This window comes from Streptomyces sp. NPDC002793 (assembly GCF_040295485.1).
GTDB lineage: Bacteria > Actinomycetota > Actinomycetes > Streptomycetales > Streptomycetaceae > Streptomyces.
The window spans coordinates 37646-52933 of sequence record NZ_JBEOVL010000009.1; the positions used below are offsets into that span (position 1 = coordinate 37646).

Genomic DNA, 15288 nt, shown 5'->3' on the forward strand with positions numbered 1-15288 from the left:
TGCGTGCGAGCGGATGAAGCGGGCGTGCGCCAGGGGTGGTTGAGGAGTTGTGCCGCGAGCGACGGTGGCAATGCCTGTCCGGGCCTGCCTCCCGGGTGGGCAGGGTGGACTGGTGCGCTTCCATGCTGCGACGTGTGGCGCAGCCCATAAACTAGAGGACTTCGACTCACATGTGAGTAGATTTCCACGAACGAGTGAGTGCATATTTCGCGTTGGACCACAGAACTCAAGCCCTGCAAGACTGTGCGGGCATACGAGAGAGGACCCATGGCCCAACGGAGTGCCCCCACCGGGCGTCAGCGTCGTTTGGCGACTGAAGTCCGCCGCATGCGTGAACAAGCAGGCGTATCGATCCAAGGAGCCGCGACGCTTCTCGGATCCGACCGCACCATGATTTCCAACATCGAGGCGGGACGCACCGGTCTCAGCGCGGACCGTGTGCGCCAGATCGCCTGCCATTACGGCTGCGGGGACTCCGCGTTGATCGACGCTCTTGCGGAGATGGCAGGTGGTCGCCGCGCCAAGCACTGGTGGGACGAGTACCGGGGCAAGCTTCCGGACGGCCACTTGGACATCTCCGAGATGGAGCACTTCGCCACGCGCATCCGAACAGCCCAGACAGTGCACCTGCCCGGCCTCTTCCAGATCGAGGATCACGCCCGGGCCATCTTCGAGTTCGCTGTGCCTCGGCTACCGAGGCTGGAGGTCGAGCTACGCGTGGCGCACCGGATGGGCCGCCAGGCCGTTGTCACTGGCGAGAGACCGACTCCCTACCTAGGCATCATCCACGAGGCCGCGCTTCGGCTTGCGTTCGGAGGCCGCGAGGTCACCCGTCGACAGCTCGACTACCTCGCAGAAGTATCCGAACTGGCACATGTGACCTTGCTCGTCATCCCGTTCCACGCGGGAGCTTTCCACGGCGCCGGCCAGTCGATCTTGTACACCGAAGGGCCAGTTACCCAGCTCGACACGGTCCAACTCGATACGTCGTTCGGAGGTCACTTCATCGATGCGCCGACGCCGTTGACGAACTATCGTTCCCTTCTCCACCTGATGGAGAGTTCCGCCCTCACTCCTGATGAGTCGCGCGATCTCATCCGGTCAATCGCTCGCGAACTCTGAGAGGCCGCACTGTGTCCGAACATGACTGGCAGCGCTCGTCTTTCTGCGGGGGTGGCGGCAACAACTGCGTTGAGGTCACCGCACTGGCTGACGGCAGTGGCGTCGCGCTACGCGAGAGCGAGTGCCCGGACACCTTCCTGGCTACCAACAAGCATGCTCTGCGTGCACTACTGCTCAGCATGAAGGCGAGCCACGCAGGACCGTGTAGCTCAGGACAGTCATAGCCGCAAGGCATTCGACCTGCCGGCCAACAAGTCCTCGCAGGTGCCCGACTGAACCTTGCGCAGTTTCGCGACCTGTTTCGCGATCGCCCGAGTGCGGTCGCGTGTCGCACGGATCGGAGCCAGTATGCGCTCCTGTTCCAGGATCGACGGCACGGGCACCGGCATTCGCTTCACCTGCGTTGAGTTGATCGAAGCGAGATTAGTCGTCTGCTTGCCAACACTTTGGAAGTAGGCCCGGCCTTGCACTGACGAGGTGTACAGGGCGAGAAAGTCCGGCAACATCTGCTCACCGCATCGCACCCGGAAAACATGGTTCTGGTGCAGACACTCACTGATCTGCCCCTCCCAGACCGCTCCTCGCCCCAGCTTGTCGAGATCCCCTCCCTCGGTAAGGAGCAGGTCACCTTCTCTGAGGGCAAAACGCGCATACTGCGAGCGAAGGATGCGGACCGCCTTGACGTCCGCCGTGTCGATACGGCCATCGAGGACGTTCGCCACGCGGAGATAAGGCAGCTTCACGGTTCCTTCGCCGACAGGCTCAGACCCCAGAGTTACCCCCGCTGCCACGGTGGCCACCTCGTCCAGGGATGAAATGCGCCAGCCTGCCTCTGGGCTCCGGTTCAGAGCTTGAGCGGAAAGCGCCTCCCGCGCTACTCGCAACTTGCTGAGGATCTGCTCCAGCGCACCGATCCGCCGCTCGAAGGCAGCGTGCACGGCGACGATCCTGCGCTGCTCCTCGATAGCAGGCAGCGGGATGCGAAGCCCCTCCACGAGCGGGGCGCTGATTTTCACCATGCTGTCGCTGGTACCTCGGGCGCCACCTCGCACTGCCCGACGCACTGACTCTGATCTCAGCACCAATTCCAAATACTCGGGCAGGCACCTGCGGGAATCGGGCCGCAACCGCATCATGAGATCCGGGTAAATGCATGGGGTACCGACGTCAGAGAACCGTCCCACAAGTCCAACGAGCTCGCGCGTATTGGCCCGGCTCATCAGCAAGTCACCGCTCTCCAACTGGGAGCGGCGAGCAAGCGGCGTGTCCGGAACATTCTTCAACTGGCGTGGTGAGAATCCATGAGCTTCGAGGCAGCCCAGCCCTAGCGCTTGGAGCCTGGTCCACCTCGGCACTTCACTCGGTGAGTATCCATTCTGCGGTCGTTGTTTCAGCACACTCCCGAGAGGCACGATCCGAGGGCTCTTCGAGCGTTCGTCAGCGTGCATAGCCAAGCTCCTTCAGCCACGACCCCAGCTCACCCGCAGCCCCGTCGCTCTCCGCCTCCAGGTCCGTCAGCGACACCGCGTACTTCTCCGCCCAGTTCCGGAACGCCGCCACCAGTTCACGCCTCCGCGCAGCCGTAGCCGAGTCCAGGCGCCCCGACAGGTCCGTGTCCAGGACCTCCAGCACCACCCGCTCCGGGCCGCCCTCCTCCGCCAGCACCACATCCCGCGCAGCCCGCAACTGACGGAGGAAGACCTCGTCCAGCGCTTTCCGCTTCTTCCGGGCCACTGCCAGGGCCTTCTTGCGGGTCGCGACGTCTCGGGTCAGCGCTGCGGTCTCTTCCGGGGAGGCCACCGGCGCGGCGTCCTCCTCCGGCTCGGCGTCGTCCGCGCCCTCCGCAGCCTCCTCCGCGCCCTCGTCCCCGTCCGTCGGCTCCGGCCCCTTCGCCTCGGCCAGTTTCTCCATCGCCGTCTTGTACGCCACGTCGGCCTGAGTGACCACCGTGTCCACCGCCACCACCGCGTCCAGGAACTCCGGGATCAGCACGCGCACCACGGGCTGGTCCATGGCGCGGCGGCGGTCGTCCGCTGTGATCGTCGTCCTACGCGTCGTGGTGTCGCCGTCGGGGATCACGGGCTCGACAATCGCCTCGACCGAGTCGACCCAGCCGGTCAGCACGCGCTCGAATCCGCCCGCCGCCAGCGCCTCCATGTCGTAGCGGTTGGTGGCCCACCAGTCGGCGATGATGCCAGCCGTTGCGAACTCGTCGATCACCCTCACCGCGCCGATGTCCCTCTTGAACGAGTCCAAGAGCCCGCTCCGCAGCTTCATCAGTTCACGGTCGGCCGCCAGCCCGGCAAAGAGCGGCGCGTGGGTCTTCCACCACGCGCGGTACACCTCGTCCAGCTCGGCTTCCTTCTCCGCCGCCAACAGGGGAATCCGCCGTACCGTTACCTCCGGCCCCTCCAGCAGGAAGTCGTAGTAGTCCGGGTCGCCGTCCCGTACGGCGAACAGCTCCGTCGCGTCCACGTCGAACGAACGGAACAGCTCGGCCCGGTCCGCGACCTCGGTCACCGGAACGCCGCCGTACAGGTGCGCCCGCACGTCCTGGGGTTCGGCGGGCGGCGAGTTATCCACCCAGCGCCGGATGTTGAGGTTGGCTTCGGCGGCCAGCAGGTCCTCTACCTCGACCTCCCGCGAGTACTGCGGGATCTGGCGCCACTGCTGGTACGTGGTGACAATCTTCTCGACATGTTCCGGGCGGAGCTCGTTCTTCCGGCCCGCCGCCGTATAGTCCCGGTCGGCGTTGATGAACAAGACCTTCTTCGCGCGGTCAGGGCGCTTGCGATGCGGACGGCGGAGGACCAGAACGCCGGCCGGGATCTCCGTCCCGTAGAAGAGGTTCCGGCCGAGGCCGATGACCGCCTCGATGCAGTCGTCCCTGAGGAGCTGCTCGCGGATGTCGCGCTCCTTGCCACCACGGAACAGCACCCCGTGCGGCATGACGATCGCCGCCACTCCCCGCTCCTCCAGCACGGCCACCATGTGCTGGACGAACATGAGGTCGGCCTTCTTGCCGCCCTCCGGCGCCCAGTGCTTCATCCGCGCCCCGTGGTCCTTGTCCGCCTTCGCGACCAGGGAGGCGTCGTAGTTCAGGGAGAACGGCGGGTTCGAGAGAACCTTGGTGAACCGGCGCAGCTGCTTCGTGCCGGGCTGGAAGTGCAGCGGTTCGGTGAGGGTGTCGCCGTGCTGGAGGTCGAACTCCCGGATGCCGTGCAGCACCATGTTCATGCTGGCCATGGACCAGGAGGGGCCGTTCTTGTCCTGACCGTTGACCGACAGGTGCCTCGGGTCGCCGCCGTGTTCCTCCACATGCTCACGGGCGGCGATCAGCATGCCGCCGGAGCCGGCGCACGGGTCGTAGACGGACTCCCCGGCCTTCGGATCGACGAGCCGGACCATCATGCGTACGACGGCGCGCGGGGTATAGAACTCCCCGCCCTTCTGCCCTGCGGAATCGGCGAACTCCCCCAGCAGGTACTCGTAGGCCGCGCCGAGCATGTCGGGGAACTCGAAGTCCTCGTTGCGCAGCCGGTAGAGCGTGAAGTGGCGGACCAGCTGGGAGAGTTCGGCGTCGGTGAAGCGCGGCTTCGTGCCGATGATCTCGTTGAAGCTGATGTGCGTGGTGACGCCGGCCAAGCGGTCGTTGCCCTCGCTGAGCGCGACCATCGCCTGGTCGAGCCGCTCACCGACCCGACTGGTGAGGGTCTGGATCCCGGGCGCCGGGTTCTCCGGGTCCTCCAGGTCGCGGTGGGGCCCCTTCCACCAGCGTGCACGGGGCGGCACGTAGAAGACGTCGGTGTACGAGTCCGGGTCGTTGGCCCGCTTCAGCGCCTTCGTCTCGTCCTTCGTCCGGTCCAGGTGCTCGCGGTACACCCGATCCCACTCCGGCTGGAACTCGTCGGAGGCCCGCTTCAGGAACAGCATCCCGAAGATGTAGTCCCGGTACTCGGAGGCGTCCATCCGTCCGCGCAGGATGTCGGCGGCCGAATACAGGTGCCGTTCGAGCTCGGGCAGGGTGATTCTGGCCACGCGCCATTCCTTCGTACGTACGGTGAGGGGGATCGGGATGCTACGGAAGTTTAGGCGCCACGAGGGTCCAGCGATGACGATCGGCCTGAACGGGCGCTACCCGTCGATCAGGCGTCCACGATCTCCAGGCTCACCAGCAGGCGCCAGACATCGGTGGACGGATCACGGTCGAGGACCGGGCAGTCAGGGGCGTGGCCCGACTGCGGAATCAGCGGATCGGGGCGCTCGGGAGCGCCGGGCCACCGGTAGCGGTCCTTCCGGGTGGACTTGACCTCGCACCTGTCGTGCTCGCACTGCTTGACCATGCGCCGTGCCCGGCTGACGGCACCCGACTCCTTGTCGTCCAGTGCCGTGCGCCGCTTGTCCTTGATGCTCTTGTTGCCTCTATCATCGAACTTCGCGTATGCCGGGTCGGCCTTTCTCAGCGCCTCGACCACATCTTTGTTCTTCCCGCTGCGCCGGCCGCTGAAGTCCTGGAAGTGGAGCAGCAGCCACAGTTCGAACGAGGGGTGCGAGAAGCAGACCTCCGTGCCCTGCTCGGTCGCGAGCTTCACCGCGTCGGCGATGTCGTGGTGCCCGTCCCGGTCGAACAGGGCCCAGGCCTCGTCCTCCCCCGCCCGGTCCTGGGCAGCGGCGACCGCCCTGGCCGGTGTGTACCCGTTGTTGGTGTACACCGGCCAGATCTTGAACCGCCGTCCGCCGGTGAGCTTGCCGTCCCCGAACCGTTCGTTGAGGTAGTTCAGGTAGTCCGGCTCGGTCGACTCACCCTCGCAACCGATGTAGAGCACCCGTTGCGCTCGTGTGTCCTCGGGAGGCGGCGGCTCGGGCGGCGCGAGAGACTTCCCCTCACCCTTGCGGCTCTTACGCTTCCGCCGGGGCGGCTCGTCCACCTGTCCCCGGTCGTCGTGCTGTCCCTGCTGCTGCCCACCCCTGGTGCTCACGCTGTTGCCTTCTCCTCCTGCCAGGACAGTTCGCGGGCGATCTCCCCCGCGCTGACTCGGGGCACACCTCCGTACCGGCCGCGCAGATAGCCGCGCTCCAGGTTCTCGCCGTCCTTCGGGTGTGCGGCGGTCAGCGGATACACCTCCGTCGCGCCCGACCGGTCCTTGGCCGCGATCCAGACCTGGTCCCGGCCGAGCGGCCGGTCCAGCACCTCGCTGCCCAGCAGGGTGGCGTCGTGCGTCGTGAAGATCAGCTGTGCGTTCCGCGGGTTGGCCTTCGGGTCCTGGAAGATCCGTACGACCTCTGCCGCCAGCGTCGGGTGCAGGCTGGAGTCCAGCTCGTCCACGAGCAGCACCGCCCCCTTGTCGAGCACCGTGAGCATCGGTCCGAGGAAGGCGAACCAGGCGTGCGTGCCGAAGGACTCCTCGGTGAGGAAGTCCAGCGAGGTCTCCGTGCCGTCCGCTGTACGGTGCCTCAACCTGACGGCACCGGACTCGTGGTCGATGTCCATGCCGGTGACACCAAGGTCGGCGACAGCTAGCAAGCTGATGATGCGTTCGCGGTACGCCTCGTTCGCGCTCTGCTCGATGAGCTCCTGCGTCCACCTGGTCCGGTGCTCGACGTCCGCGCCGGGTGTCACGAGCCACAGATTGTCGAGGAACCACCGGTGCAGCGCGGAGAGTTGCGGATCGTTCAGTGTGGCGGCGGTGGACAGGAACAGAGCGTCGGGGCGGGTGAGCGCCACCAGGTCCTCGCGGCGGCCCTTGAAGCCCTCGCCCTCGAAGACGAACTCTCCGCCTTCTCCTTCGGGGCGCCCTGCCTCCCGGTCGAACCAGAGCTCGCGTCTGCCCTGCGGGTAGGCGTGCAGCCACTCGGCCTCGACACGCTCGTCCGAGAGCTCGAAACCGTATGTGAACCGCGTGCGGCTGCGTCCCAGGGTGAGATCCACCTCGTAGAGACTGGTCTCTTCCGCATAAGCAGGGGATAGCTTGAACGGCTTCCGGGGTACCCCCGGCGTCTTCGCCCAGTCGGCGAACGAGGTACGGACTGCGGCACGCATGTCACGCAGGGCGCTGAGCATGTTGCTCTTGCCTGCAGCATTGGCGCCGAAGACGCCCAGCACCGGCAGCGCCGACACCTCTTGCTCCGCATGGCGGAGTCCCGTCGGACGGCCACCGCTCACGCCGGGTTCCGAGCCGATCAGCGACAGCTCGCACTCGTCGCGGATCGAGCGGTGATTGGCCACCCGGAAACGCAGTAGCACCCTCGGCCTCCCGACAGGACGGGGAGGCTGGCCCCGTCGTACGTACACCGCCTGCGGACGATCCGCATGCGCAGCCTATGACGTCGGCACCGGCCGTGCCAGCCCCGGCCTGTCAGCCGGCCGCCGCCCTCTCCCGGCGCACCGTCGTAGCGATCGTGGCGGACCCGACGACCCGTGTCCCGTCGTAGAGCACGACCGCCTGGCCCGGGGCCACGCCTCGGACCGGCTCGGTGAAGGTGACCGACAGGGTGCCGTCCGTCAGCTCGGCCGTGACCTCGGTCTCGCCGCCGTGGGCTCGGAGCTGGGCCGTGTACGTACCCGGGCCGGAGGGGGCCGTGCCGCACCAGCGGGGCCTGATCGCGGTGAGGGCCGTGACGTCCAGGGCTTCGACCGGGCCGACCGTCACCGTGTTGTTCACCGGGGAGATGTCCAGGACGTAGCGCGGCTTGCCGTCCGGGGCCGGGTGGCCGATGCGCAGGCCCTTGCGCTGGCCGATGGTGAAGCCGAAGGCGCCCTCGTGGGTGCCGACCTTCGCGCCGGACTCGTCGACGATGTCGCCCTCCGCCGGGCCGCCGAGGCGGCCGGCCAGGAAGCCCTGGGTGTCGCCGTCCGCGATGAAGCAGATGTCGTGGCTGTCGGGCTTCTTCGCGACCGCCAGGCCCCGGCGCTCGGCCTCGGCCCGGATCTCGTTCTTGGTGGTCAGGGTGTCACCGAGCGGGAACATCGCGTGGGCGAGCTGCTTCTCGTCCAGGACGCCGAGGACGTAGCTCTGGTCCTTGGCCATGTCCGAGGCGCGGTGCAGCTCCCGGCTGCCGTCCTCGGCGAGTACGACGGTGGCGTAGTGGCCCGTGCAGACGGCGTCGAAGCCGAGCGCGAGCGCCTTGTCGAGCAGCGCGGCGAACTTGATCTTCTCGTTGCAGCGCAGGCAGGGGTTGGGGGTGCGCCCCGCCTCGTACTCCGCGACGAAGTCGTCCACGACGTCCTCGCGGAAGCGTTCCGCCAGGTCCCAGACGTAGAACGGGATGCCGATGACGTCCGCCGCGCGGCGGGCGTCCCGGGAGTCCTCGATGGTGCAACAGCCACGCGCGCCCGTACGGAAGGACTGCGGGTTCGCGGAGAGGGCGAGGTGCACACCGGTCACGTCGTGGCCTGCCTCGACGGCCCGGGCGGCGGCGACGGCGGAGTCGACTCCGCCCGACATCGCGGCGAGCACACGGAGGGGGCGCTGGGAAGTCTGAGTCATAGCTCATCCAGAGTACGGGGCCCCGGGAACCGAATGCGCGCGGATAAGCGTTGACGACGACATGGGGACCAGAAAAAAGGCCGGTGGATCCGGAAGCGGATCGCGCGGCGTCAGCAGACGCACACTACTCATCGGCGGTGGCGTGGCTGCCGTGGGTACGGCCGCTCTGGCCGCGGAGGAGATCCAGCGCGTCTGGTGGCGGGTGCCGGGCGTGGAGAAGCCCCGCAAGGAGGGCGAGCTGGACTACGCCCCGGCGAAGTGGGTCGCGGCCTCCGAGGCGAATCTGCGGCGCGCCGACCGCCCCGACGACTACGGCGTGGACCGGGTGATCGTCCACGTCACGCAGGGCAGCTTCGACAGCGCGGTCCGTGTCTTCCAGGACCCGGCGCACCAGGCGGCGACGCATTACATCGTCGGGCAGGACGGCCGGGTGACCCAGATGATCCGCGAGCTCGACGTGGCGTACCACGCGGGCAACCGCTCGTTCAACGAGCGCAGCATCGGCATCGAGCACGAGGGCTTCGTCGACCGCCCGCAGGACTTCACGGCGAAGATGTACGAGTCGTCCGCGCGGCTGACGGCCGAGATATGCGAGCGACACGGGATTCCGGTGGACCGCGAGCACATCATCGGGCACGTGGAGGTGCCCGGCACGGACCACACCGATCCCGGGCCGCACTGGGACTGGCCCCGCTACATGAAGCTGGTGCGCGCCGCGTCGGCGGCGGGAACCAAGGGGACGCAAGCTAGCTGAGGCCCGCTGTCCTGGCCCGGTCGACCGCGGGGCCGATGGCCCGGGCGACCGCCTCCACGTCCTGCCGGGTGGAGGTGTGGCCGAGCGAGAAGCGCAGGGTGCCCCGGGCCAGCGCGGGGTCGGTGCCGGTGGCCAGGAGCACGTGGCTGGGCTGGGCGATGCCCGCGGTGCACGCCGAACCGGTGGAGCACGCGATGCCCTGGGCGTCGAGCAGCAGCAGGAGAGAGTCACCCTCGCAGCCGGGGAAGGTGAAGTGGGCGTTGGCGGGGAGCCGCCCGCCGGGGGCGGGGTCGCCGCCGAGGATGGCGTCGGGGACGGCCTTCAGCACGGCCTCGGCCAGTTCGTCGCGGAGTGCGCCGATCTCGCGGGCGTAGACCTCGCGTCCGTCGGCGGCGTGCCGTCCGGCCACGGCGAAGGAGGCCACGGCGGGTACGTCGAGGGTGCCGGAGCGCACCTGCCGCTCCTGGCCGCCGCCGTGCAGGACGGGTACGGGGGTCTGGTCACGGCCGAGCAGCAGTGCGCCGATGCCGAACGGGCCGCCGATCTTGTGCGCGCTGACGGTCATGGCGGCCAGTCCCGACGCGGCGAAGCCGACCTCCAGCTGTCCGAACGCCTGGACCGCGTCGGCGTGCACGGGCACACCGAACTCGCCCGCCACCTCGACGAGTTCACGTACCGGCATGATCGTGCCGATCTCGTTGTTGGCCCACATCACCGTGACCAGGGCGACGTCGTCGGGGTCGCGGGCGAGCGCCTCGCGCAGCGCCTCCGGGTGCACCCGCCCGTACGCGTCGACCGGGAGGTATTCGACGGTGGCGCCCTCGTGCTCGGCGAGCCAGTCCACGGCGTCGAGCACGGCGTGGTGTTCCACGGGGCTGGCGAGGACTCTGGTCCGCCGGGGGTCGGCGTCGCGGCGGGCCCAGTAGAGGCCCTTCACGGCGAGGTTGTCGGCCTCGGTGCCGCCGGAGGTCAGGACCACCTCGCTGGGGCGTGCGCCGAGCGCGTCGGCGAGGGTCTCTCTGGACTCCTCGACGGTACGGCGGGCCCGGCGCCCGGCGGCGTGCAGGGAGGACGCGTTGCCGGTGACGGCGAGCTGCGAGGTCATCGCCGCGATCGCCTCCGGAAGCATCGGCGTGGTCGCGGCGTGGTCGAGGTAAGCCATGGTGGAGACGATTCTACGAGTCCGGGGAACGACGCGTGCCGGGCGCATCGCGTCACGGGCCGCGCGGACGCTCCCGGGCAGGGATGTCCGGCACCGCGGACCGGCGTCGGGACAGCTCTCGGGAGGCCCCGGTCACAACGCCGTCCAGCGTTGCGACGCCTCCCCCGCGCAGGTGCTCGCGGCGATGCCTCCGCCGAAGGCCAGGTCGAGACAGCCGCCGTTGGAGACGCTCACGATGCTGCCCCCCGATCCCGCGCGCCAGCGGCGTGCGGCGGCCTGGTCACAGGCGCCCACGAAGACGGCCTGGCCGAGCATGTTCGCGGACAGACACCGCCCACCCTGCTTGTTGACGAGCTCGAAGCTTCCCCCGGACAGGGCCCGGACGGTCCAGGTGGCGCCCGGGTCGGCGCAGTCTCCGTCGTCCGTGCCGCTGTACACGGTGACGAGGCACTTGTTGTTGTCACCGTTGCGATAGCGGTGGGTCCCGGAGGGCGTGGTGGAGCCGCCTGACCCGGTGCCGCCGGACGTGCTGGATCCGCCGGACGCACTCGAGCCCCCGGACGCACCGGAGCCCCCGGAGTCGCTGGAGCCGCTTCCGCCGGGGCTGCCACCGGAGCCACCGGAGCCGCCCGTGCCGTCCTGGGAAGCGCCGGCGTCGCCACCGCCTCCTGGGCCTGGTGCCGGAGTCCCGTCCTTCGCCTTGTCTCCCCCCTCGGCCCCCTCGGCCCTCTCGTCTTTCTCCTCCGCCCTCGGCGACTTCACCGGCGACGCCGATCCGGACGGGCTCACACCCGAAGGGGAGGCCCCGGGCCAGGCCGGGGCGGTGACCGGGAGGGTCGGTCCGGCGGCGCGGTCGTCAGGGCCGAAGGTGTGGGGCAGGAGCTGGACGGCGAGTGTCGCTCCGCCCACCGTCACGACGACCGGGACGACGGCGAAGAAGACGCGGGTGCGCCGCCGGCGTTCCCGGGGCTCCGGCCGGGCCTTCCCGCCGAGGCGCACCGTCTCGATCGATTCGGGCTCCGGCAGCTCGATCTTCTGGACGTGCGCCGCGAAGGCGGCCTTCTCCGCGAGGTTCCCGCTGATGGAATCCGGCCAGAGGGGAGCTGTGAACGGCCCGTGCCCCTCCGCCTGCCGCACCAGATCGGAGGCCGTGGGACGTGAATCGGCGTCCTTGGCGAGACAGGCCGCGACGAGGTCGGCGAGCGCGGGGTCCAGTGCCCGCACCGCCTCCAGATCGGGCTCCTCGTGCACGATGCGGTACAGCACGGCGGGGCCGGACTCCTCGCCGAAGGGCGGTGTTCCGCAGGCCGCGTAGGCGATGACCGACCCCAGCGCGAACACGTCGGCGGCGCCGGTCAGGTCACGTCTCGTCGTGGCCTGTTCAGGAGCCATGTAGGCGGGCGTGCCGACCACCATGCCGCTCCTGGTCAGCTGACTCTGCTCGGTGGCCCGGGCCACACCGAAGTCGATGACCGTGGCGCCCTCGACCGTCAGCATGACGTTGGACGGTTTGAGGTCCCGGTGCACCATGCCCAGCTCGTGCACCGGGACCAGCCCCGCCGCCGCCTCGCGCAGCAGGAGCCACAGGGTGTCGGCGGGCAGGGCGCCCCCGTGCAGCTCGATGGCCTTGCTCAGGGTGAGGCCGGGAACGTACGCGGTCGCCAGCCACGGGGGCCGTGCGTCGCGGTCGCTGGCCAGCAGGGGTGCGGTGGCCTCGGCGGGCAGCCGGGCGAGGTTGTCCAGCTCGTGACCGAAGCGGCGGACGAAGTCCTGGTCCTCGCCGGCGATCGAGGGCAGCACCTGCTTGACCGCGACGTACCGGTCCTCGTGGACGCCGAGGTACACGCGTCCCATGCCACCGGAGCCGAGCCGGCCCGCGAGCGGGATGCCGCCGATCTGCCGTGGGTCATCCGCTTCCAGCGGCCTGGCTCCACTGCCTGTCAGGTCCAACACGCCCACACCGACTCCCCGTTCACGCCTTTTACGTTCCGGAGGAAGTCTGACCAGTGGATACTGGAAGTGGAAGCTCCTTCTAGAAACTCACTCCAGAAATTCACCCGCGGCAGAGCCCCGCCAACGAACCACAGGGACGGTCAGTCGATGAGCCCCAAGCAGCGCCGCGGCGAGGTCACGTCCGATCTGCTCCTGGAGGCCGCCCTGCGCGTGTTCGTCACCTCCGGCGAGCAGGGACTCACGGTCAACGCCGTCATCCAGGAGAGCGGGGTCAGCCTGGGCAGCCTGTACCACCACTTCGGCAGCCTGGACGGCCTCATCGGCGCACTCAGCCATCGTTGGCTGGACCGGCTGCTGGGCGAGCTGGCGAAAGCCCTCCAGGGCGCGGACACCGCGCGTGCGGGCATCGCCGCCGCCGTGCGGGCCTATCTGGCGTTCGTCCAGGAGCACCGCGGCCCCGCCCTGCTCCTGCACTCGCCGCTCGCCGACCGCAAGGGCATGGCGCGGGGCAGGGAGGTCCGCGACGCCCAGGAGGCCAGGGTCTCGGGAGTCGCGCTCTGGATCCAGCTCCACACGGATTCCGGGGAGCTCGCCGCGCTCCCCCTGCCGCTGATCGAGTCCCTCGTCCTGGGCCCCGTCGTCGCCGTGGCCCGCCGGTCGCTGTCGGGCATCGACGACGTCGACCTCGACGAGGCGGCGCGCCTCCTGCCGGAGCGGATCTGGCGATCGGTAGGCGCCTGAGGCGACCGCGCCCGGGGCGGCGGTCAGCCGGCGAGGCTCCAGGAGACGGTGCCGTTCCCGGTGACCAGCACGGCGAGGACGACCAGGTCGGCCACGCCGAGGGCCAGTCCGAGCAGGGCGCGGCCCCGGCGGGCGGTGGAGCGGACGAGGGCCAGGACCGCCATGACGATGGCGGCCGGGCCGAGCAGGATGTTCATGACCAGGAGGCCGAGCAGCCCGAGCACGAACGAGGCGACGGCGAGCCCGTCGGCCTCCCTGGTCGTGGAGGCACCGCGCCGGACGGCGGGTGCGGGGCGGGCGGTGGTGAGCGTCATGGTGCGGCTCCTTCGTCAGCGGGTGCGGCGGGCGACGCGTTCACGGACTCCGAAGACCGCCAGCCAGAGGCCGATCACGGCCGCGGCGGTCAGGGTCGCGGGAAGCGGCAGGTGCGCGACCGCTCCGAGGACGACCCCCAGCAGGAGCAGGGCGGCGACGAGGACGAACATGTCCGGCCTTTCTGCGAGCTTTGAGAGTACGACTGTTCACTGACCCATGAGTCTAGACCCTGCACTCCCTTCCACAGCTCGGAGAACGGTTGTTTACTGAATGGCATGAGTCACACCACCGGCATCCGCCAGGCCCAGAAGCTGAAGACGCGTCAGGCACTCCTCGACGCGGCCCTGGAACTGCTGGAGCACCAGAGCCTGAGCAGCCTGGGCCTGCGCGAGGTGACCCGGGCGGTGGGGGTGGCTCCGACCGCCTTCTACCGCCACTTCGACGACACGGCCGCACTGGGCGTCGCCCTCGTCGAGGAGACCCTGGGGAGCCTGCACGGCATGATCGGCGCGATCCTCGCCGAGACGGGGGACAGCGAGGAACGACTGGATCGCAGCGTCGGCCTGATAGCCCGTCACGTCACCGCGCAGCCCGCCCACTTCCGCTTCATCGCCCGCGAACAGCACGGCGGCGTGCGGCAGGTGCGCGAGGCCATCGCCGCCCAGCTGCGCGGCTTCGCGGACGAGGTCGCCCATGCCCTCGGCCGGGAGCCGGAGTCGGCCGGCTGGGAGCGGGAGGACCTGCTGATGCTGGGCGGGCTGTACGTCGATCACATGGTGCTGACCGCGTCGGCGCTGCTGGACGCCGGGCCGGAGGGCGAGCAGGAGGTCGTACGGGTGGCGCGGCGGCGGCTGCGCCTGGTCACACTGGGCCGGGCCCACTGGCGGGAGGTCCGGCCGTAGGGTCGGCGCCATGAGCGACTGGACGCTGGAACGAACCTTCACCGGCCCCTCGGGCGAAGTGCGCTGGGACGTGCTCGGCCCCGAGCAGGCCCCGCCCGTCGTCCTGGTCCACGGCACGCCCTTCTCCTCGTACGTCTGGCGCGGGATCGCACGGGGCCTGGCACAGGACCACCGCGTGCACGTATGGGACCTGCCCGGCTACGGCGCCTCCGCGCAGCACGCCGGCCAGGACGTCTCGCTGCGCTCCCAGGCCCGGGTGCTCACCGAACTCCTCGGCCACTGGGGGCTGGAGGAACCGGCTGTGGTCGCCCACGACTTCGGAGGCTGCGTCGCCCTGCGCGCCCACCTCCTGCACGGTGCACGCTACCGGCGCCTCGCCCTCGTCGACCCGGTGGCGCTGGCCCCGTGGGGATCGCCCGCCTACCGTCTGCTCGGCGGCCGGGCCGATGTCTTCGGTGAGCTGTCACCGGCCCTGCACCGGGCGCTGGTGACCGAGTACGTCGGCTCGGCGAGCCACCGAGGGCTGCATCCAGCCGTGCTGGACCGGCTCGTCGCCCCCTGGTGCACCGAGGCCGGGCAGCCCGCGTTCTACCGGCAGATCAGCCAGAACGACCAGCGGTTCACCGACGAGATCCAGCACCGTTACGGCGAGCTGGAACTGCCCGTGCTGATCTGCTGGGGCACGGAGGACACCTGGATCCCGGTCGCCCGCGGCCATGAGCTGGCGGGGCTGATCCCGGGCGCCGAGCTGCGGCTGATCGGCAGGGCCGGCCACCTCGTCCAGGAGGACGCCCCCGCCGAGCTCACCGCGGCCCTCACGCGCTTCCTGCGTACGGCCCCATGACCCCGGCG

At 69.6% G+C, this 15288-nt stretch carries 15 protein-coding genes; 6 read left to right on the forward strand and 9 right to left on the reverse strand.

Annotation, left to right across the window (positions count from 1 at the left end; translation table 11 throughout):
* Nucleotides 1–267 precede the first annotated feature (267 nt).
* Together ABT001_RS10945 and ABT001_RS10950 are read left to right on the forward strand one after the other, a co-directional pair.
* Entirely contained in the window at nucleotides 268–1122 is an 855-nt protein-coding gene (locus tag ABT001_RS10945; RefSeq protein WP_351275289.1) for a helix-turn-helix domain-containing protein, read from the forward strand.
* Nucleotides 1123–1133: 11 nt separating this feature from the next.
* On the forward strand, nucleotides 1134–1346 hold the full coding sequence (locus tag ABT001_RS10950; RefSeq protein WP_351275291.1) for a DUF397 domain-containing protein: 213 nt from the start codon (nucleotides 1134–1136) through the stop codon (nucleotides 1344–1346).
* On the opposite strand, the gene ABT001_RS10955 is transcribed toward ABT001_RS10950, so the two are convergent.
* The 5 genes from ABT001_RS10955 to mnmA all read right to left on the reverse strand — a co-directional run bounded on the left by ABT001_RS10955 (nucleotide 1341) and on the right by mnmA (nucleotide 8609).
* Nucleotides 1341–2141 (reverse strand): restriction endonuclease subunit S, encoded by an 801-nt coding sequence (locus tag ABT001_RS10955; protein WP_351275293.1) that lies wholly within the window; start codon nucleotides 2139–2141, stop codon nucleotides 1341–1343. The two genes, ABT001_RS10950 and ABT001_RS10955, sit on opposite strands and share 6 nt — an antisense overlap.
* Before the next feature lie 418 nt (nucleotides 2142–2559).
* Nucleotides 2560–5160 carry a type I restriction-modification system subunit M gene (locus tag ABT001_RS10960; RefSeq protein WP_351275295.1) on the reverse strand — a complete coding sequence of 867 codons (2601 nt, stop codon included), beginning with the start codon at nucleotides 5158–5160 and terminating at the stop codon, nucleotides 2560–2562.
* A gap of 107 nt (nucleotides 5161–5267) precedes the next feature.
* Nucleotides 5268–6101, reverse strand: coding sequence for an RloB family protein (locus ABT001_RS10965; RefSeq protein ID WP_351275297.1), 834 nt, complete (start codon nucleotides 6099–6101; stop codon nucleotides 5268–5270).
* Nucleotides 6098–7366 (reverse strand): AAA family ATPase, encoded by a 1269-nt coding sequence (locus ABT001_RS10970; RefSeq protein ID WP_351275299.1) that lies wholly within the window; start codon nucleotides 7364–7366, stop codon nucleotides 6098–6100. The genes ABT001_RS10965 and ABT001_RS10970 overlap by 4 nt, the downstream gene beginning before the upstream one ends.
* Nucleotides 7367–7478: 112 nt before the next feature.
* A complete protein-coding gene (mnmA, locus tag ABT001_RS10975; RefSeq protein WP_351275301.1) occupies nucleotides 7479–8609 on the reverse strand; it encodes a tRNA 2-thiouridine(34) synthase MnmA in 1131 nt (376 codons plus the stop codon).
* Nucleotides 8610–8670: 61 nt separating this feature from the next.
* Here mnmA and ABT001_RS10980 point away from each other — a divergent pair, with 61 nt between their 5' ends.
* Nucleotides 8671–9363, forward strand: coding sequence for an N-acetylmuramoyl-L-alanine amidase (locus tag ABT001_RS10980; RefSeq protein WP_351275303.1), 693 nt, complete (start codon nucleotides 8671–8673; stop codon nucleotides 9361–9363).
* Here ABT001_RS10980 and ABT001_RS10985 read toward each other — a convergent pair.
* Both ABT001_RS10985 and ABT001_RS10990 read right to left on the reverse strand, forming a co-directional pair.
* The gene (locus ABT001_RS10985; RefSeq protein ID WP_351275305.1) at nucleotides 9356–10525 is read right to left on the reverse strand and encodes a cysteine desulfurase family protein; all 1170 of its coding nucleotides are present in this window, start codon (nucleotides 10523–10525) and stop codon (nucleotides 9356–9358) included. The two genes, ABT001_RS10980 and ABT001_RS10985, sit on opposite strands and share 8 nt — an antisense overlap.
* Before the next feature lie 132 nt (nucleotides 10526–10657).
* Nucleotides 10658–12478, reverse strand: coding sequence for a serine/threonine-protein kinase (locus ABT001_RS10990; protein ID WP_351275307.1), 1821 nt, complete (start codon nucleotides 12476–12478; stop codon nucleotides 10658–10660).
* 147 nt (nucleotides 12479–12625) lie between these two features.
* Here ABT001_RS10990 and ABT001_RS10995 point away from each other — a divergent pair, with 147 nt between their 5' ends.
* Nucleotides 12626–13219: a TetR/AcrR family transcriptional regulator gene (locus ABT001_RS10995; RefSeq protein ID WP_351275309.1), complete on the forward strand. Its 594-nt coding sequence runs from the start codon at nucleotides 12626–12628 to the stop codon at nucleotides 13217–13219.
* Between the two features lie 23 nt (nucleotides 13220–13242).
* Here the strand turns inward: ABT001_RS10995 and ABT001_RS11000 are convergent, their stop codons facing one another.
* Both ABT001_RS11000 and ABT001_RS11005 read right to left on the reverse strand, forming a co-directional pair.
* Nucleotides 13243–13533, reverse strand: a complete 291-nt coding sequence (locus tag ABT001_RS11000) for a DUF4190 domain-containing protein (protein WP_351275311.1) — start codon at nucleotides 13531–13533, stop codon at nucleotides 13243–13245.
* Between the two features lie 15 nt (nucleotides 13534–13548).
* A complete protein-coding gene (locus ABT001_RS11005; protein WP_351275313.1) occupies nucleotides 13549–13704 on the reverse strand; it encodes a hypothetical protein in 156 nt (51 codons plus the stop codon).
* A 105-nt stretch (nucleotides 13705–13809) separates the two neighbouring features.
* Between ABT001_RS11005 and ABT001_RS11010 the strand changes: the two genes are divergently transcribed.
* A complete protein-coding gene (locus ABT001_RS11010; protein WP_351275315.1) occupies nucleotides 13810–14436 on the forward strand; it encodes a TetR family transcriptional regulator in 627 nt (208 codons plus the stop codon).
* A gap of 10 nt (nucleotides 14437–14446) precedes the next feature.
* Nucleotides 14447–15280, forward strand: coding sequence for an alpha/beta fold hydrolase (locus tag ABT001_RS11015; protein ID WP_351275317.1), 834 nt, complete (start codon nucleotides 14447–14449; stop codon nucleotides 15278–15280).
* Nucleotides 15281–15288: the final 8 nt, after the last annotated feature.